The organism is Amycolatopsis sp. VC5-11 (assembly GCF_037034185.1).
Taxonomy (GTDB): Bacteria; Actinomycetota; Actinomycetes; order Mycobacteriales; family Pseudonocardiaceae; genus Amycolatopsis; species Amycolatopsis nivea.
Window position 1 is genome coordinate 166,896 of record NZ_JBAGKF010000005.1, and the last position, 14,333, is coordinate 181,228.

At 69.7% G+C, this 14,333-nt stretch carries 11 protein-coding genes; 9 read left to right on the plus strand and 2 right to left on the minus strand.

Features of this window, described 5'->3' with window-relative positions:
* Nucleotides 1–48: 48 nt before the first annotated feature.
* From WA670_RS18010 to WA670_RS18030, 5 genes are all read left to right on the plus strand, one after another.
* Nucleotides 49–1,992, plus strand: a complete 1,944-nt coding sequence (locus tag WA670_RS18010; RefSeq protein ID WP_336158331.1) for an intein-containing Rv2578c family radical SAM protein — start codon at nt 49–51, stop codon at nt 1,990–1,992.
* 707 nt (nt 1,993–2,699) lie between these two features.
* Nucleotides 2,700–4,496 (plus strand): aspartate--tRNA ligase, encoded by a 1,797-nt coding sequence (gene aspS, locus WA670_RS18015; protein ID WP_336158332.1) that lies wholly within the window; start codon nt 2,700–2,702, stop codon nt 4,494–4,496.
* Between the two features lie 52 nt (nt 4,497–4,548).
* Nucleotides 4,549–5,490: a DUF389 domain-containing protein gene (locus tag WA670_RS18020; RefSeq protein WP_037818991.1), complete on the plus strand. Its 942-nt coding sequence runs from the start codon at nt 4,549–4,551 to the stop codon at nt 5,488–5,490.
* Between the two features lie 69 nt (nt 5,491–5,559).
* On the plus strand, nt 5,560–6,747 hold the full coding sequence (locus tag WA670_RS18025) for a hypothetical protein (protein ID WP_037818989.1): 1,188 nt from the start codon (nt 5,560–5,562) through the stop codon (nt 6,745–6,747).
* Nucleotides 6,748–7,454: 707 nt separating this feature from the next.
* On the plus strand, nt 7,455–8,306 hold the full coding sequence (locus WA670_RS18030; RefSeq protein ID WP_336158333.1) for an SGNH/GDSL hydrolase family protein: 852 nt from the start codon (nt 7,455–7,457) through the stop codon (nt 8,304–8,306).
* Here the strand turns inward: WA670_RS18030 and WA670_RS18035 are convergent.
* On the minus strand, nt 8,272–9,027 hold the full coding sequence (locus tag WA670_RS18035; protein WP_037818986.1) for a metallophosphoesterase family protein: 756 nt from the start codon (nt 9,025–9,027) through the stop codon (nt 8,272–8,274). The two genes, WA670_RS18030 and WA670_RS18035, sit on opposite strands and share 35 nt — an antisense overlap.
* A 78-nt stretch (nt 9,028–9,105) precedes the next feature.
* Between WA670_RS18035 and WA670_RS18040 the strand changes: the two genes are divergently transcribed.
* Both WA670_RS18040 and WA670_RS18045 read left to right on the plus strand, forming a co-directional pair.
* Nucleotides 9,106–10,488, plus strand: coding sequence for a replication-associated recombination protein A (locus WA670_RS18040; RefSeq protein WP_037818985.1), 1,383 nt, complete (start codon nt 9,106–9,108; stop codon nt 10,486–10,488).
* Between the two features lie 1,210 nt (nt 10,489–11,698).
* Nucleotides 11,699–12,550, plus strand: coding sequence for an NAD(P)-dependent oxidoreductase (locus WA670_RS18045; protein WP_336158334.1), 852 nt, complete (start codon nt 11,699–11,701; stop codon nt 12,548–12,550).
* Here the strand turns inward: WA670_RS18045 and WA670_RS18050 are convergent.
* On the minus strand, nt 12,540–13,445 hold the full coding sequence (locus WA670_RS18050) for a hypothetical protein (protein WP_336158335.1): 906 nt from the start codon (nt 13,443–13,445) through the stop codon (nt 12,540–12,542). The two genes, WA670_RS18045 and WA670_RS18050, sit on opposite strands and share 11 nt — an antisense overlap.
* Before the next feature lie 155 nt (nt 13,446–13,600).
* On the opposite strand from WA670_RS18050, the gene WA670_RS18055 reads away from it, so the two are divergent.
* Both WA670_RS18055 and WA670_RS18060 read left to right on the plus strand, forming a co-directional pair.
* A complete protein-coding gene (locus WA670_RS18055) occupies nt 13,601–14,005 on the plus strand; it encodes a DUF948 domain-containing protein (RefSeq protein ID WP_037818980.1) in 405 nt (134 codons plus the stop codon).
* Entirely contained in the window at nt 14,002–14,295 is a 294-nt protein-coding gene (locus WA670_RS18060; protein WP_037818978.1) for a hypothetical protein, read from the plus strand. Before WA670_RS18055 ends, WA670_RS18060 begins: the two co-directional genes overlap by 4 nt.
* Nucleotides 14,296–14,333: the final 38 nt, after the last annotated feature.

Genomic DNA, 14,333 nt, shown 5'->3' on the forward strand with positions numbered 1-14,333 from the left:
CGCTCGTTCGAGGGGTGTTCGAACATATGTTTGACAGTGCTTTAGAACATGTGTTCGACTGTAGGGGTGCGTTGGGAACAGTTGCGAGCGGGGAAGGAGGAGCCGGCACTCCCCGGTCTCGGTGCCTTCGGGGATGTGGTGCGCTCGGTGCGCGCTCCGGAGTTCGGCGGCGTCACCTTTCACGAGGTGCGCGCCCGGTCCGTGCTGAACCGGGTGCCCGAATCGTCCGCGGTGCCGTTCCGGTGGTCGGTCAATCCGTATCGCGGGTGTTCGCACGCGTGCACGTACTGCCTCGAAGGCGACACGCCGGTGCTGATGGCCGACGGCCGCGCGAAGCCGATCGCCGAGCTGCGCGTGGGCGACCGGATCATGGGCACGCGCGGACACGGCGTCGCGCGCAGGCTCGCGCCCACCGAGGTGCTCGCGCACTGGACCACGGTGCGCCCGGCGTACCGCGTCACGCTCGACGACGGCACCCGGATCGTCGCCGGACCGGACCACCGGTTCCTCAGCTCGCGCGGCTGGAAATACGTCACCGGCAGCAAACTCGGCACCGCGCAGCGGCCGCACCTGGAACCCGGCACCGAACTGGTCGGCGGCGGCCGGTTCACGCGCACGCCGGACGACACGCTCGGGTACCGCGCCGGGTACCTCTGCGGAATGCTGCGCTCGGGCGGTTTCGCCGCGGAATCGGACGCTGCCGCGCGAGCCCTCGCGTATCTGCCGGATTTCGGTTCGTCAGTGGGCTTCATGCGCATCCCGCGCGAACCGGACGCGCACTGGGCGCGCGGTTTCCTGGCCGGGCTCTTCGACCTGGCGGGCGGCTACCGGCGCGGCACGCTCTCCATCGCGCACGACGAGAACGAAGTGGTGGACATGCTGTTCGCCGCACTGGACCGGTTCTCGTTCAGCTACGACACCGTCGGCCACCGCCAGCACCCCGGCCGCAGGCAAGCACGCCTCACCGGCGGCACCGGCGAGGTGCTGCGGTTCCTGCACCTGGTCGACCCGGCCGTCGAGTGGAAACGCTCCCTGGACGGCACCGTGATCGGGGGAGTCCGGCGCACCGTCGCGACCGTCGCGCCGACGGGGCTGGAGCTGCCGCTGTTCGACATCACGACGGGCACCGGCGATTTCATCGCCGACGGGATGGTGTCGCACAACTGCTTCGCCCGGAACACCCACACGTACCTGGATTTCGACGCCGGCCGAGACTTCGACACCCAGGTCGTGGTCAAGGTCAACGCGCCGGAAGTGCTGGCCGCGCAACTGAAACGGCCGAGCTGGCAACGAGAACCGGTCGCGATGGGCACGAACACCGACCCGTACCAGCGCGTCGAAGGCCGCTACCGGTTGATGCCCGGGATCATCCGCGCCCTCGCCGACTCCGGAACACCGCTGTCGATCCTCACCAAGGGCACCATGCTGAGCCGCGACCTGCCCCTGCTGGAATCGGTGGGCAAGGACGTCCCGGTCCATTTGGCAGTGTCGCTGGCCCTGCTGGACGGCGACCTGCAACGCCGCCTGGAACCCGGCACCCCGACTCCGCGAGCCCGCCTGGACCTGATCCGCAAAGCCGCCGCGGCGGGTCTGCCGTGCTCGGTGATGGTCGCGCCGGTGCTGCCGTACCTCACAGATTCGCCCGAGGCCCTCGACCCGCTTTTCGCCCAACTGGCCGAAGCCGGGGCGACCAGGGTGACGGTCCTGCCCCTGCACCTCCGGCCGGGCGCGCGGGAGTGGTTCGCCGCGTGGCTGAAGCGGGAGTACCCCGAGCTGGCACCGCGATACCGCCGCCTGTACGCCCGAGGAAGCTACGTCGACCGCGGGTATCGGGAACGCCTGGGCACAGTGGTAGCCCCATTGCTTCGGCGGCACGGTCTGGACCCGCGGGCCCCCAGGGCGCATTCGGAAACCCGGACGGAACCGGACCCGCCGGACGCGGAGGTGCCTGAACAACGGGTGGGGGAGGCGGAGCAGTTGCGCCTTCTGTGACCTGCCCGGCGCTCTCGGGAACGACCTGGTCCAGCCTCGCCGGGGTGCAGACTGCGGCGAGTCCGCTCACCCGCACCCGCCTGAACTCCAGCGTTACGGTCCCGACCAGTCCGCGTCACCCCTGCGTCGGCGCTCCAGTTCCTGCGAATCCGAGCTGTCCACGGCGTCGCGGGCGCTGACTCCGGGGTTTCTCGCCTCTCGCATTGCCTGGCCAGCGAGGTTTGACCTAGCCGCACTCGAGACGCGGCCCCCGGCGGACCGGAGCCGTCCCAGCCGAAGGCTTACCGGCCTCAGGGAGTCTCGCCCGGTCCTGCCTGCTCGGCTCGCGCCAGCAGCGCTGCCGCCTGGCCGAGCGGCACGGTCCAAGCCGAAGGCTTGCTGGCCTCGGAGAGTCTCGCGCCCGCGTTGCCCGCCCGGCTCGCGCCAGCAGGGCTGCCCCGACGAGCCGGAGCCGTCTCCGTCAAGCGGACACTGCCCGACCCGCGCTGCCCCCGCCGCCCCAAGCCAGCCGCAACGCCCAGGGGAACCTCGCCCCGGCCGTGCCAGCCGTCCACCGACCCGAACCCCGCCCCACCGCCCCGACCCAAACCTGCCCGCACCCCCGGACACCGAGTTCGTTAGCCTCTGTATCCGGCGAAATGCGTGTTCGGCTCAACCCCGTGCACCCGCCGCACCCGAATCTCGTGGACCTAGGGAGAGCAGTCGCAGTGCTCCGCACTCATCAAGCCGGCACTCTGCGTGCCGGGCAGGCCGGTCAGACCGTCACCCTCACCGGCTGGGTGGCGCGGCGGCGCGATCACGGCGGAGTCATCTTCATCGATCTCCGGGACGCCAGCGGCGTCGCGCAGGTCGTGTTCCGCGAGGGCGAGATGGCCGAGCGCGCGCACGCGCTGCGGTCGGAGTTCTGCGTGAAGGTCGTCGGCGAGGTGTCGAAGCGGCCCGAGGGCAACGCGAACCCGGACATCGCCACCGGCGAGATCGAGGTGCTCGCCACCGAGCTGGAAGTGCTGTCCGAGGCCGCTCCGCTGCCGTTCCCGATCGACGACCGGGTCGACGTCGGCGAGGAGGTCCGGCTCAAGTACCGCTACCTCGACCTGCGCCGCAGCGGTCCGGCGGCCGCGATCCGGCTGCGCAGCGAGGTCAGCCGCACGGCGCGCGAGGTGCTGCACGCGCAGGACTTCGTCGAGATCGAGACGCCGACGATGACCCGCTCCACCCCGGAAGGCGCCCGCGACTTCCTCGTGCCCGCGCGGCTCAAGCCCGGCTCCTGGTACGCGCTCCCGCAGTCGCCGCAGCTGTTCAAGCAGCTGCTCATGGTCGGCGGCATGGAACGCTACTTCCAGATCGCCCGCTGCTACCGCGACGAGGACTTCCGCGCGGACCGCCAGCCCGAGTTCACCCAGCTCGACATCGAGATGAGCTTCGTCGAGCAGGACGACGTCATCGCGGTCGGCGAAGCGATCGTGAAGTCGCTCTGGAAGCTGATCGGCCACGAGATCGCCACCCCGATCCCGCGGATCACCTACCGCGAGTCGATGGCGAAGTACGGCTCCGACAAGCCGGACCTGCGGTTCGACCTCGAGATCACCGAGCTCACCGACTTCTTCTCGGACACGCCGTTCCGCGTGTTCCAGGCCCCGTACGTCGGCGCCGTCGTTATGGCCGGCGGCGCCTCGCAGCCGCGTCGTCAGCTCGACGCCTGGCAGGAATGGGCGAAGCAGCGCGGCGCGAAGGGCCTGGCGTACGTCCTGGTCAACGAAGACGGCACGCTCGGCGGCCCGGTCGCCAAGAACCTGTCCGAGACCGAGCGCGCGAACGTCGCGGAAGCCGCGGGTGCGAAGCCCGGCGACTGCATTTTCTTCGCCGCGGGCAAGGTTTCCGCCGCTCAGCCGCTGCTCGGCGCCGCGCGCGACGAGATCGGCCGCCGGCTCGGCCTGATCGACGAGGACGCCTGGTCGTTCGTGTGGGTCGTGGACGCGCCGCTGTTCGCGCCGGTCGAGGACATCGGCGACGACGTCGCGGTCGGCTCCGGCAAGTGGACCGCCGTGCACCACGCGTTCACCTCGCCGACCCCGGAGTGGATCGACAAGTTCGAGCAGGACCCGGGCAACGCGCTCGCCTACGCCTACGACCTCGTCTGCAACGGCAACGAGATCGGCGGCGGCTCGATCCGTATCCACCGCGAGGACGTCCAGAAGCGCGTGTTCGCGCTGATGGGCCTCGGCGAGGAGGAAGCGCAGGAGAAGTTCGGCTTCCTGCTCGAGGCGTTCCAGTTCGGCGCGCCCCCGCACGGCGGCATCGCGTTCGGCTGGGACCGCATCGTGATGCTGCTGGCCAAGGCCGACTCGCTGCGCGACGTGATCGCGTTCCCGAAGACCGGCGGCGGCTACGACCCGCTCACCGCCGCGCCCGCGCCGATCACCGCGCAGCAGCGCAAGGAAGCCGGGATCGACGCGAAACCGGCGGTCCCGCAGAGCAAACCGGCTGCCGCACAGGAGAAGTAGTGGCCGCGCACAGCGGGTCCGTCGAGGGCGGCTGGCGGGGCGGGGCGAGCTAGTGCTGCACCTCAGGGCGATCTGCCCGCCGGAGCGCACTGACGAGACGCTGGAGCTGCTGCGCACCCACCCGGGCGCGGCGCACCTGATCGTGCACCGCGGCGCGTCCGTCTCGCCCGAGGGCGACCTCATCGAGGCGGACGTCGCGCGGGAGGCGGCCGACGACATCGTCGACGCCTTGTGCGCGCTCGGTCTCGACCGCAGCGGCGGCATCACCATGGAATCGCTGGACACAGCGCTCTCCGATGCCGCCGACGCGGCCGAGGAAGCCGCTCCCGGCGAAGGCGCGGACGCGGTCGTGTGGCAGGAGCTGCTCGGCCGCACCGGCGAGGAGTCGCGGTGGAACGCCACGTTCCAGGCGTTCCTCGCCATCGCGTGCCTGCTCGCCGCGGTCGGCGTGCTGACCGACTCGTCGGTGACGATCGTCGGCGCGATGGTGGTCGGGCCGGAGTTCGGCCCGCTCGCCGCGATCGCGGTCGGCATGGTGCTGCGCCGCTGGGACCTGGTGCGCCGGGCGGGGGTCGCGCTGGCCGTCGGTTTCCCGGTGTCGATGGCGATCACGCTGCTCGGAGTGCTGCTCGGCAGCTCGGCCGGTCTTTTCGATCCGCACGCGATAGTCAATAACCATCAGGTCGATTTCGTGTATCAGGTCGGACCCGCGTCGTTCGTGGTCGCATTGCTCGCCGGGGCGGCCGGAATGCTCGCGATGACGTCGGCGAAATCGGCCGCGCTCGTCGGCGTGTTCATTTCGGTGACGACGGTCCCCGCGGCCGGTTACGCCATGGTCGCGGCGGTCGCCGGACGCTGGGACCGGACCGGTTTTTCGGTGCTGCAGCTGCTGGTCAACCTCTTCGGAATCGTTCTTGCTGCGGCCATTGTGCTGATAGTTCGCCGACGCAAGCAACGTTCCGACGCGTTGCTGCGTCCGCTTTCCCGTGGGTGATTCCGGGCGCGTCCCGGCGCCCGGAACGTTGTGGTCATGGTTGCTCAGTCACGAGTAGGGTCGGTGACAATGACAGTCGACACCTCCTCCGCCGGCGACGCTGGAGTCCGGGCGGAAGCCGGGGAACTCGCAGTCGCCGCGGCCGTCGCGGCGGGCGAGGCGGTGCTCACGCGCCGGTTCGGGAGCGCGATCACGCTCGTCTCGCCCGAACACCTCTCCGGAAGCGGCCCGGCGACCGTCGTCCGGGCACGGGTCGTGTCTTCCTCCTTCGCTCTGCCGCGCACCCTGGTGGTCAAGCACTATCCGGACCCGCCGGAACCCGGCCGGGTCGACCCGTTCGCCCAGGAAGCCGTGAGCTACCAGCTGTTCACGGCACTGGCGCCGGACGAACGGATGTGCCCGGAACTCCTGGCCCACGACGGCGGCGACCGCGTGCTGGTGATCGAGGACCTGGGCCGCGCACCCACCCTGCGAGACAAATTGGCCGCCCGGGACTCCCGCGCAGCCGAGCGAGCACTGCTCTCGTGGGCCCGTTCGCTGGGCCGCCTGCACGCGAGCACCGCCAGCCGCGAAGCCGATTTCAACGCGCTGCTCCGCCGCCTGGGCGGCCCTGTACGAACCGACAACGACGGCTTGGCAGGCCTGGCCGACGACGTCGAAGAACTCCTGTCCGAGCTGCTGGACGTGCCCGTCCCCGAGTCCGTGCGCGAACGCATCGCCGAAGCCGTCGCCCAAGCCCGGTCGGCCGCCTTCCGCGCGTTCAGCCCCGTTGAACTGGCCCCGGAAAACAACCTGGTCACCGGCTCCGGAGTCCGCTTCCTGGACTTCGAACGCGGCCGGGTCCGAACCGCCCTGGTCGACGCCTCCTGCCTGCGGCTGCCGTTCGTGTCGGACCCGCGCGCGATGGCGCTCCCCGCAGGCATGAGCGAAGCGATGATCGCCGCCTGGCGAGCCGAAATCGTCGACGTATGGCCGTCCTTCGCCGACGACGTCGAGCTGGCGAAGCAACTCACCATCAGCGAAATGCTGCAAGTCTGGCAAATCACCCGCGAACTGCTCCCGCACCTGAACCTGAGCAGGCACGCAACCCCAGTAAGCCGCGAGGCAGCCCTGGTCACCTGGTGGCGCGAACTGGCAAGGCACGCGGGCTACTCGCGCCTGACCGAAGTCGCCGAACACTCCACCAGAGTCGCCGCAGCCCTGGCCGCCCGCCTGGGCCCGCACGCCGACCTGGCCTTCTACCCAGCCTTCCGCTGACCCCGCGCGCACTCTTCGCCGCTTTCCGTGAGGGCCACCCTCATTGACTCTGATTCCGTCAGGGTTCCCCTCACGACCCGCCTCCGGTCGTGAGGGGCCCCTTCACGGACTTGGATTCCCTCAAGGAGTCCTTCACGGCCCACCCGCCAGCCCGCACCCGCCGCGATGCGCCCCAATGCGGCATTTGTTGCGTCAGACGCACCGAACGCCACATTGGGTGCGTCCCACGCACCCAATGCCACATTGGGGCGCTACCCGCACCCCCCGCGACCCCCGCCTCCAGCTCCCCAAACTGCGCACTTCCACCGCCCAACCGCAGCCGATGCGCCCACCGCCGAGGCGCCACTGCTCCCCGCAGCCGATGCACTAAACGATCGATGCGCCAGCCGCTCCCCGCAGCGATGCACGAGCCGCTCCCGCAGCCGATGCACTCAAGCATCGAGGCATCCAGCCCCTCCCGCGCACCCCGATACGAAGCCTCCCTGCGGTTCGGGGGTGCTTGTCAAGGCATCTTTCCCGCCTTGACAAGCACCCCCGAACCGTCAGCACAATCAAGCTTCGGGGTGCCCCACGCAACCACCACGGCAATGTCGCCGCCAGGCGACGAGCCGCCGCACAGACCAAAACCAGCCCCCGAGTACCGGAAGTTCCCACCTCCGTCCATACCGCGTTACCTCCCCATCACCAGCGGTGAGCCTCAATACCGGATGGTCTTGGTCGTGACCGTGATCAGCGTCGGAGTCACCCCACCCGCAAAACCAACCCCAGCCCCCAGCCCCAAGACCCAGCCCCGACGAGCAACCCGCCTAGCAGTTCTAGGCGACTCCACCGCCGTAGGCCTAGGCGACCCCCTCCCCAACCGAGGCGGCTGGCGAGGCGTAGGTCCCTTGGTCGCGGAAGCCCTGGGCATCACCGAAGACGGCTACCTGAACCCGTCGTTCACCGGCGCTCGCATGTCCTGCGTGCGCACCGACCAACTCCCGCAAACCATCGCCCACCGCCCAGACATCGCCCTGGTCGTAGTAGGCATGAACGACACCCTCCGCCCGGACTTCAACGCGGACGCCATCGCAGCGGACCTCACCGCGATCGTCCGCGAACTGGCCGCGGTCGGAACCACCGTCCTCCCAGTGCGTTTCCACGATCACAGCAAGGTCTTCCGCCTCCCGCCGTCCCTGAAGCGAGCCCTCAGCGCCCGCGTAACGGAACTGAACGAGGCAATCGACCGAGTAGTGGAAACAGAAGGCATCGCCTGCCTGAACCTGGACACCCTCCCCGGCGCCTACGACCTCACCGTCTGGAGCGTCGACCGCCTGCACCCCTCCGAACTCGGCCACCGCATGCTCGCCGAAGGCTTCGCAAACCTAGCCGCAGCAGCCGGTTTCGAGGTGCCGCAACCAGTGAGCCTCACCTGCTCCGGCGGAGTCGAGCCAAGCGCAGCCGCGCACTTCGGCTGGCTCGTAGCCAAAGGCGTGCCGTGGCTCTGGCGGCGCGGCTGGGAGTTCCTGCCTTACGCCGCGGTCATCATGTGGCGCTCGTTCCGCGAGCGCGTGGGCTGAATACCCGCAACGCCTCCGCGTCCGACGCCGGATTCCGCACGAAATAGTCGTTCCAGTCCTCGATTCCGGGATACTCCGACGTCTCCGCCAACTCCCGGCACACGGCCTCCGCATCGTAAGCAGTACGCCGCAACTCGACGCCAGGGCCGAGCCGTGCCCAGTGTGCACCCGTTGTGCCATAAGGCATTCCGACGCTGCCGGGGTTCACGATCCGGCAGCGGTCGGCCAATCGCAGGAACGGCATGTGGGTGTGCCCGCAGACCACCGTCTCCGCCGTGACGCCGTCCAAGACCTCCGCCCAGCGCGACAACGGGCTGTCCACGAGCGCGACTTCTTCGTCGTCGCGCGGAGTGGCGTGGCAGAACAGCACTTCGCCGAGCCCGTCGATTTCGAGCGTCACCGTCAACGGCAACCCGTCGAGCAGCGCCACCTGATCCGGCCGCAGCTGCGTCGCCGCCCACGGGCCGATCGGGTCCGGGATCTTGGTGGGGCCGCCGCCCGCGAGCGTGACGAGTTCGCGATCGGCGTTGCCGCGCACCCACACCGCGCGGTCGCGGAGCGAAAGCAGCCGGTCGAGCGTCTGCCGGGGCAGCGGTCCGGCCGCGAGATCGCCGCACAGGACCACCAGGTCGGCGGCGTGGACGTCGGGTTCGGCGAGGACCGCGTCGAGCGCGGGCAGCACGCCGTGGATATCGGACAGCACCGCGACCGAGGAGACCATCGCCCCAGTCTGCCCCTCCGGCGGCGCTGCGGGGCCGGGCGAGCGGGATTGTCGGGGTGGTCGGATACCGTCGTCGGCGTGGCACAGGACGAACTCTTCACGGTGAACCCCGACGTGGGGCCGCCGCCGGAACCCTCCGGAGCGAACCAGGCCGAACCGCAGGCCGACCCGGCGACGTCGCCGCTCGCGGTCCGGATGCGGCCGCGCACGCTCGACGAGGTGGTCGGGCAGCAGCACCTGCTGCGCGAAGGGGCCCCGCTGCGCCGGCTGGTCGAGGGGGCCGCTCCGGCGTCCGTGCTGCTCTACGGCCCGCCCGGCACCGGCAAGACCACGCTGGCGAACCTGGTGTCGATCGCCACCGGACGCCGGTTCGTCGCGATGTCCGCGCTGTCGGCGGGCGTCAAGGAGGTGCGCGGCGTCATCGAGGAGGCGCGGCGGCGCAGGCAGTACAACACCGAGAACACCGTCCTGTTCATCGACGAGGTGCACCGGTTCTCCAAGACCCAGCAGGACGCGCTGCTCGGCGCGGTCGAGGACCGCACGGTGCTGCTGGTGGCGGCGACCACGGAGAACCCGTCGTTCTCGGTGGTGTCGCCGCTGTTGTCGCGGTCCTTGGTGCTGCAGTTGCGGCCGCTCACCGACGACGACATCGTCGCGGTGCTGGAGCGCGCGCTGACCGACGAGCGCGGGCTTGGCGGCGAGCTCACGCTGACGGATGATGCGCGGGCGCACCTCGTGCGGCTGGCCGGCGGTGACGCGCGCCGTGCGCTCACGGCGCTGGAGGCAGCCGCGGATGCCGCGTCCGCTACCGAGAACAAGACGATCGACCTTGCCGTTGTCGAGTCCACTGTGGACAAGGCGGCGGTGCGGTACGACCGCGACGGTGATCAGCACTACGACGTGATCAGTGCGTTCATCAAGTCGATCCGCGGGTCGGATGTCGACGCGGCGTTGCACTACCTGGCGCGGATGATCGAGGCGGGGGAGGATCCCCGGTTCCTCGCGCGGCGGTTGGTGGTGCACGCGAGCGAGGATGTCGGGCTGGCGGATCCGACGGCGTTGCAGGCGGCGGTCGCGGCGGCGCACGCGGTGCAGTTCATCGGGATGCCGGAGGGGCGGCTCGCGTTGGCGCAGGCGACGATCCATCTGGCTACGGCGCCTAAGTCGAACGCGGTGGTCACGGCCATTGATACGGCGTTGAGCGACGTTCGGTCGGGGGCTATCGGGACGGTGCCGCCGCATCTGCGGGACGGGCACTACGCGGGGGCGAAGCAACTCGGCAACGCTCAGGGGTACCGGTATCCGCACAACGTGCCGGAGGGGGTGCTGGCTCAGCAGTATCCGCCGGACGAGCTGGTGGGGCGGGATTACTACGAGCCTACGCAGCGTGGCGGGGAGCGGACGCTGGCTGAGCGGGTGCCTCGGTTGCGGCGGACGATCCGGGGCGAGCGGCAGGGGTGAGTGTGCCGGTCAGCGGTCGGTGAGTGAAGGTCGCCACTTTCTTCCGGTGGCGGGGGAACATTCGGGGGTCTCGTCGGTTGCTCCTCTTCAAGGAGAGGGGGCGGCGATGACGTTGTTGACCGTCTGGCCTGATGACCAGCCTGGGCATGTGCTGCTGCGGACTGAGGACACTGGGGCGATTGTCGCCGAGTTGGGGCGGGTGGGGGCTGGGTTCGCTCGGTGGCCCCTGGTTGAGGACGGTTCTGACGGCTCCGACGGCTCCGGTGGGGACTTGGTGGGTCGGTATCGGGAGTTGATCGACTCGCTGGGGGGTGGGTCGGTGGATGTGGTTGGTGGGGAGACCTCGCTGGTGGAGCGCAGCTGGGGTGGGGTTGAGGATCGGTTTTTCGTTCGGGGGGCTGCGGTTTGGTATCTGCATGCTGGGCGTGAGGTGCATGCGGTGTTGTGTGAGCCGGGGGATGTGCTGACTGTTCCTGCCGGGGTTCGGCATTGGCAGGACGGGGCGGCGGGGTGTGTGACTGTTCGGGTTCGGCGGGCTGGGGCTGTTCGGGGTGGGGTGGTTCGGGACTTGGTGCCGGGGGAGTTTCCTGGGTTTGCGGAGTTGGTTGCTGAGCGGGTTGGGGTGGGTCGGTGATCGGCTCGTCGCCTGGCGGCGACATTGCCTGCCTTGGTTGCGTGGGGCACCCCGAAGGTTGATTGTGCTGACGGTTCGGGGGTGCTTGTCAAGGCGGGAAAGATGCCTTGACAAGCACCCCCGAACCGCAGGGGAGCTTCGTATCGGGGTGCGGGGGAGGGCTGGGTGCCTCGCTCGTTGGGTGCATCGGCTGCGGTGGGGCCGGGTGGCTCGATAGCGGGTGCATCGGCTGCGGGGGTGTTGCTGGGTGCCTCGACGGTTGGGTGCATCGGCTGCCGGTTTTCGGGTGGGGCTTGCGCCCCAATGTGGCATTGGGTGCGTTGGATGCACCCAATATGGCGTTCGTTGCGTGAGATGCACCCAATGCCGCATTGGGGCGCATCGCTGGCGGGCTGCGGCGAGGATGGGTCCGTGAAGGGCTCCTTGAGGGAATCTAGGTCCGTGAAGGGGCCCCTCACCGTCGGTGGCTGGTCGTGAGGGGAACCCTGACGGAATCAGAGTTCCTCAGGGTGGCCCTCAGGACAGCGGCGGGGCGGTCATCCTGCCGAGGTTTGGGTCTGGCGGCACGATGGCCGGATGACCACAGTCGCATTTCTCGGTACCGGGATCATGGGCCGTCCGATGGCCGCCAATCTTGCTCGTGCTGGGGTGACCGTGCGGGCTTGGAACCGGACTCGGGCCAAGGCTGAGCTGCTTGTCGCGGACGGGGTCACCGTTGTCGGGTCGCCTGGCGAGGCGGTCAAGGGGGCCGATTTCCTGGTCACCATGCTCTCCGACGGGCCTGCGGTTGCTGAGGTGTTTCGCGGGCTCTCCCTCGAACCGGGGACTATTTGGTTGCAGACCAGCACCGTCGGGGTCGAGTGGGCTGATCGGCTTGCTGAGGCGTCCGTCGCGGCGGGGGTGCCGTTTGTCGATTGTCCGGTGATGGGGACGAAAGGACCCGCCGAGCAGGGGAAGCTGCAGGTGCTCGCGGCTGGGCCGGACAACGTGCACGACGGTGCGGCGGAGGTGTTTGACGCGATTGGTTCCACGACTCGCTGGCTCGGCACCGAACCTGGTACGGCGACGCGGCTCAAGCTGGTGATGAACGCGTGGATTCTCGCGCTCACCAACGGTACCGGGGAGAGTCTCGCCCTCGCGAAAGTGCTCGGGGTGGATCCGCAGTTGTTCTTCGACGTCATGAGCGGCACTGGGTTCGACGTGCCTTACGCGCGAGCGAAGGGACCCATGATGCTCGCCGGTGAGTACCCGACCAGTTTCCCGGCATCGCTCGCGGCGAAGGACGCGCGGCTTGTCGTCGAGGCTGCGGGGCACGCGATCGACGTCGGCGGGGCGGCGGCTGCGTTGGCGCATCTGGAGTCTGCGGTCGAGGCGGGGCATGGCGAGGACGACATGGCGGCGGTGTACGAGGGGATCGTCAAGCGTTGAGCAATGACGCGACACGGTCGACGCCGATGCCGGAGACGAGCAGGCGTTCCTTCGCGTTGCCGAGCAACCGTGCGGTCCACGGGGTGAAGCCGCCATCGCCGACGGGGACCAGGCCGGAGCCGAAGTCTGCGGTGACGGTGAAGCAGAGGCCGAAGTAGTAACCGCGGCCGACCGAGCGGTCTGGGGCGTCGGAAACAGCCACGTCGGGCAAGGATTCCTGCACCGAGGCGGCGAAATCGGCGAAGCGGGTGTCCAAAGTGGTCACTTCGAAGCCTGCCGCGCGGGCGCCGGCGGCGCGCACGGCTGTAGTGAGCAGCTGCGCGTGCTCAATCAGGTGTTCGCGTTCGAAGGACAGGCTGCCTCGGTCGCGACCGGCGGTGATGGCGGCGAACAGGGAGAAGTGCGCGAAGAGACCGGGGGCCGGAAGCTGGGCTCGGACGACGCGTTGCACGGTGGTGAGGCGCACCGGCGCGGAACCGGTGCGGCGGACTGCTGCTTCGAGCGCGAGGCCGTTCGTCGGGTCCGCGGCGACTTCTGTGCCGCGTCCAGTGGGGACGACGCGGTGCTGGGCCAGTCCGGCCACTGTGGAATGTGTGCCGAGCGGGGTAACCGGCGAGAGGGTCACTCGATCGAATTCCAGCGGCGCGGCGGAAAGCAGGGAGTCTTCGACCCGCCGCAGAACCTCGAACGGCAAGGGCGCGGGGGTGGTGAAGCGGTCCTCGCGGTAGCGGCACAGGACGTCCGGCCCGCGCAGTTTCGCGGCTCGGCGGCGGGCTACTTCCAGTTGCAGCGTGGTCAGGTCCGCGCCGGGAAGGCCGGCGAGCACGTCGGCGGCGGGGCCGCCCGGCCCGGCCAGCACGCGGGGGAGCGGGCCGCGTCCGTTCGAGGAGTCCATGGAACGAGCAGACCAGCTCGGACACGCCCGGCGCGAACTGTTTTCCGCGACGGCGACTGCGCTGGGTGACCACTGCGGCGGGGGGTCCCCGCCGAGAAGCGCCGCAGGCGGTAACCTCACACCACCTAAGACCCCGCACCACCCGAGGAGGGCCCGTGTCGGCAGGGCAGATCGCCGCGCTGATCGCCGCAGGAGCTTTCGTACTGCTGGTCTTGCTGCTGGCGATCCCGCTGCTCAAGCTCGGCCGCACGCTGGACGAGGCGACGATCGCGATCCGCAAGGCGCACGAGAACAGCGACCCGATCCTGATCGGGGCCAACGAGACGATCACGCACGTCAACACGCAGCTCGAGCGGGTCGACGGGATCACCTCGAACGCGCAGGCGGTCAGCGGCAACGTCTCGGCGCTCTCGTCGGTCTTCACCGCGACGCTCGGCGGCCCGCTGGTGAAGACCGCCGCGCTTTCCTACGGCATCAGCAAAGCCATCCGCGCACGCCGCAAGAAGCAGGAAGCCAAGGCCTCGAAGGCGCAGCGCCCGGCCCGCCGGGGGAAGAAGTGAAGCGGCTGTTCTGGCTCGGGGTCGGGGTCGTCGCGGGAGTCGCGCTGAGCCGCAAGGCGAGCGAAACCGCTCGTCAGGCCACGCCGGCCGGGTTAGCATCGAACTTGGGCGACGCCGTGCGGGAACTCGCGGGCGCCGTCGGTTCTTTCGGCGCCGAGGTGCGCGCCGGGATGAACGAACGGGAACAGGAGCTGCACGACATGGTCGAGGAGCGGACCGCCGTCGCGCCGCCTTCGGGCAGGCACGCCGCACGTCGCCCCGCCCGGCGAGCTCGCCGGGCGGAGGGCTGATCTCCGCGCGCCTTCCGCCGCCTCCGACCCCCGTTTCC

Excerpts from the sequence above, each read along its gene's own strand:
- WA670_RS18010 (WP_336158331.1), top strand. The coding sequence starts at position 49 with ATGTGTTCGACTGTAGGGGTGCGTTGGGAACAGTTGCGAGCGGGGAAG.
- WA670_RS18025 (WP_037818989.1), top strand. The coding sequence starts at position 5,560 with ATGACAGTCGACACCTCCTCCGCCGGCGACGCTGGAGTCCGGGCGGAA.
- WA670_RS18030 (WP_336158333.1), top strand. The coding sequence starts at position 7,455 with ATGGTCTTGGTCGTGACCGTGATCAGCGTCGGAGTCACCCCACCCGCA.
- WA670_RS18035 (WP_037818986.1), bottom strand. The coding sequence starts at position 9,027 with ATGGTCTCCTCGGTCGCGGTGCTGTCCGATATCCACGGCGTGCTGCCC.
- WA670_RS18045 (WP_336158334.1), top strand. The coding sequence starts at position 11,699 with ATGACCACAGTCGCATTTCTCGGTACCGGGATCATGGGCCGTCCGATG.
- WA670_RS18050 (WP_336158335.1), bottom strand. The coding sequence starts at position 13,445 with ATGGACTCCTCGAACGGACGCGGCCCGCTCCCCCGCGTGCTGGCCGGG.